The organism is Thalassospira sp. UBA1131 (genome assembly GCF_002311515.1).
In the GTDB taxonomy this organism is placed as follows: Bacteria; Pseudomonadota; Alphaproteobacteria; order Rhodospirillales; family Thalassospiraceae; genus Thalassospira.
Genome location: NZ_DCAO01000109.1, coordinates 3,901 through 7,031 on the forward strand (window position 1 = coordinate 3,901; position 3,131 = coordinate 7,031).

Sequence of the window (3,131 nt, forward strand, 5' to 3'; positions counted from 1 at the left end):
GCGCTTGCAGGGGATGACCTTGCCGCGCCGCTGCCCGGTGATTATGTGGTATTGGCAAGCTTTGCAGATGAAGCGCGTGCCAACAGGGCGCTGGGCCTTTATAAGGAATACCAGCCGCGCCTTTTGAATGCCGAAGTAAAGGGTAAGCCGTATCTTCGTGTTGCGGTCGGGCCGCTTTCGGCAGAACACGCACATGATTTGCGCCTTCTTGCTGCCAAAAAGGGGGTTAAAGATCCCTGGATTGTCGGAGTTGGCGCCACCGGAGAGTGATGTTGTCTGGATTTTTTTCAGAGATTAAGCAACGTCAGCGTTCCCTTAAAGGAACGCTGATCTTTTGTTTGGGTCTTGGTGGCTGTGCCGCGCAGGCTGGTAATGTGACGGGCATCGAAGATGCCATCGTGCCGCATGTGGCGGAATATCACTTCAAGCTGAGCCATGCCGAGCAGGGCAGCTCGATTGTTGATGCGTCCGGTGTGCTTGGCTATCGCTTTGAGAAGATGTGCGATGGCTGGGTCACGGAAATGCAGCAGATCATGATCCTTCAGGGCAGCGAAGGTACGCCGATCAATTCGGCCTATTCCATGACCCAGTGGGAAGATTTCGACGGGACGGAATATCGTTTCCGCATGCGTGATTATCTTGATGGCACCAAGGTCGACGAGATCGTCGGCAAGGCGGTCCGCAAGGACGACATGGTCAAGGTCAGTTACGAAATCCCGGTCGAGGTCGAGGAAGAGCTTCCGGCCGATGCTATGTTCCCGACCCAGCATTCGCTTGTGTTGCTGAAACGTGCGAAAGACGGGGTGCGGTTTGCCAATGATCTGGTGTTTGATGGCAGCGGCGATACTCCGACCAACCGGGTGGCTGTGGTGATTTCAGGCAGCAAGGATGCCGATAACACCGCCAACGATCCCGATGCGATTGCGCGCGGTGCGTTTCATCGCATGAACCTGGCATTTTATCCGATTGGGGCTGCGGAAAATGGCCCGTCAACCGAGATGGCGGTTGATTTTGGCGATAACGGTGTCGCGCATGGTATGCGTTTTGACTATGGCGAGTTTGAAGTGCTGGGCACGCTTGACAAGGTCACCAAGCTGCCGCTGCCCGAATGCGGCGGGAAGTAAGACAGATCGCCTGTTTCGGACGTAAAAAAGCCTGCCCAAAAAAGGCAGGCTTTTTTAGTGGGGAGTGCCCGGGTGTTTTACGCAGCAGCAGAATTGCGTGAGGCGTTGCAATAAAGCCCGTAGAGGGTCTCGATCACGCGCAGAGCATCGTTACCATTCAGCGAATAGTAGATGGTCTGTGCTTCGCGACGAGTCTGGACGAGCTTGTCACGACGCAGGCGTGCAAGATGCTGCGAGAGGGCGGACTGGCTTAGCCCGACAATGCGTTCGAGTTCGCCAACCGACTTTTCGCCTTCGTTGAGTTGGCAAAGGATAAGCAGTCTGCTCTGATTGCTCATGGCCTTTAACAGGGTGCTAGCCTGTTCGGCCTTTTCTTCTAAGTTGTTAAGTTCCATTTGGCTTCCTTATGAGCCTGACCGCAAGCGGCCATTGTCCCAATGAAAATTCGACAAATCACCAGACGGAGCCATCGGGTGGCTTCTGATCCGACTGGCGCGAAGTCACTGCGGTAATAATACCTAAAGGATAGTGACTTCTGCCACCAACAAATTACAGGAATTCATCGGTAAACTTATTCTCAAGTATATTACAAATCTGTCAAGAGAGTGTTTACTCGGATCTCACCTGCTGCTGATGGTGTTTGTGCCGGAATCCGGCCTGTCGAACTTCCTTCCATGCACCAGATTTTTCTCTGGCGATCGCGAATTTGATCCCCTGGGCGGTGTGCGGGCGAATGAAACCTTTGCACCGATTCCGACAGGACCTGTTTTTATTTGATTATGTTCCCGTTTGCTCGGTTTGAAACATAATCGATACCAGCATATACAAACCCGAGAAAACGGCAAAACTGTGAAAGTATTAGTAGCAGACGTGACACGCGCCAAATGATGCGAAGATCGAAAGCCAAAGAGCTTGCCTTATCGTTCGGTGATGTGCTGATTTAGAACAAAGAGAAGCGTCCTGTTTTGCGCTAGAACAAGCAAAGCAGGATAAAAATAACGGACGCGGTCAACGCGATCCCGTGACCCGGGCCCGGTCCCGGCGTCGCACCATATCGGACCATTCAGGAAGGCGACGCAGAAAAATGGCGACTTTGTTCGTGACCCATCACGATTGTATTGAACATGATACCGGCCCCGGACACCCGGAATGTGCCGATCGTCTGCGCGTGATCCAGCGCGTTTTCGAGGCCGAGGAATTCATGTTCCTTCACCGCGAAGAAGCGCCGCTGGGCGATATCGACCTGATCAAGAAAGTGCATGACCCGGCCTATGTCGACAAGGTGATGGCAAGCATCCCCGACCACGGCATCGAGCCGCTTGATGGCGATACGTATGTGTCGCCGGGCTCAGGCAGGGCGGCATTGCGATCAGTCGGCGGGGCCTGTGTTGCGGTCGATGCGGTGATGGAGGGGCATGAAAAGAATGCCTTTGTCGCCACCCGGCCGCCGGGGCATCACGCCGAATATGACCGGGCGATGGGGTTTTGCCTGTTTAACAATGCCGCCATTGCCGCCCACCATGCGCGCAACAAATTCGGCATCAAGCGGGTGGCGGTGATGGATTTCGATGTCCATCACGGCAACGGCACGCAGGACCTGTTTTATAATGATGCGGACCTGTTTTATTGCTCGACCCACCAATGGCCGCTTTATCCCGGCACCGGGGCCGAAAGCGAACGCGGATGTGCCAATAATATCCTCAATGTCGGTATGGTGGCCGGATCGGGCACAGCCGAAGTACAGGAAGCGTTCAATTCGACGGTCTTGCCGGGTATTGCCGCGTTCAAGCCGGAACTTCTGATCATTTCGGCGGGCTTTGACGGGCACAAGAATGATCCGCTGGCGGGGCTTTGCTATGTGGCGGATGATTTTGTCTGGATGACCAAGCAGTTGATGGATCTTGCCGAGGAACAGTGCGGTGGACGTGTGGTGTCCTTGCTTGAAGGGGGCTATGATTTGCCGTCGCTTGCGACCAGTGCCGTGCAACATGTGCGGACATTGATGGG

General features: G+C 54.4%; 5 protein-coding genes. 4 read left to right on the forward strand and 1 reads right to left on the reverse strand.

Annotation, left to right across the window (positions count from 1 at the left end):
- Both B3Z49_RS17780 and B3Z49_RS17785 read left to right on the forward strand, forming a co-directional pair.
- Window positions 1-270 (forward strand): SPOR domain-containing protein (locus B3Z49_RS17780; RefSeq protein WP_296993275.1); only part of this gene is annotated, 270 nt, incomplete at its 5' end.
- Window positions 270-1,124 (forward strand): EipB family protein, encoded by an 855-nt coding sequence (locus tag B3Z49_RS17785; protein ID WP_296993276.1) that lies wholly within the window; start codon window positions 270-272, stop codon window positions 1,122-1,124. The genes B3Z49_RS17780 and B3Z49_RS17785, both read left to right, overlap by 1 nt.
- Window positions 1,125-1,201: 77 nt before the next feature.
- Here B3Z49_RS17785 and B3Z49_RS17790 read toward each other — a convergent pair whose 3' ends face one another.
- A complete protein-coding gene (locus B3Z49_RS17790; RefSeq protein ID WP_008891276.1) occupies window positions 1,202-1,519 on the reverse strand; it encodes an ArsR/SmtB family transcription factor in 318 nt (105 codons plus the stop codon).
- Window positions 1,520-1,652: 133 nt separating this feature from the next.
- Between B3Z49_RS17790 and B3Z49_RS17795 the strand changes: the two genes are divergently transcribed.
- Window positions 1,653-1,901 carry a hypothetical protein gene (locus B3Z49_RS17795; protein ID WP_286791978.1) on the forward strand — a complete coding sequence of 83 codons (249 nt, stop codon included), beginning with the start codon at window positions 1,653-1,655 and terminating at the stop codon, window positions 1,899-1,901.
- Between the two features lie 307 nt (window positions 1,902-2,208).
- Window positions 2,209-3,131 (forward strand): histone deacetylase family protein (locus B3Z49_RS17800; RefSeq protein ID WP_296993281.1); only part of this gene is annotated, 923 nt, incomplete at its 3' end.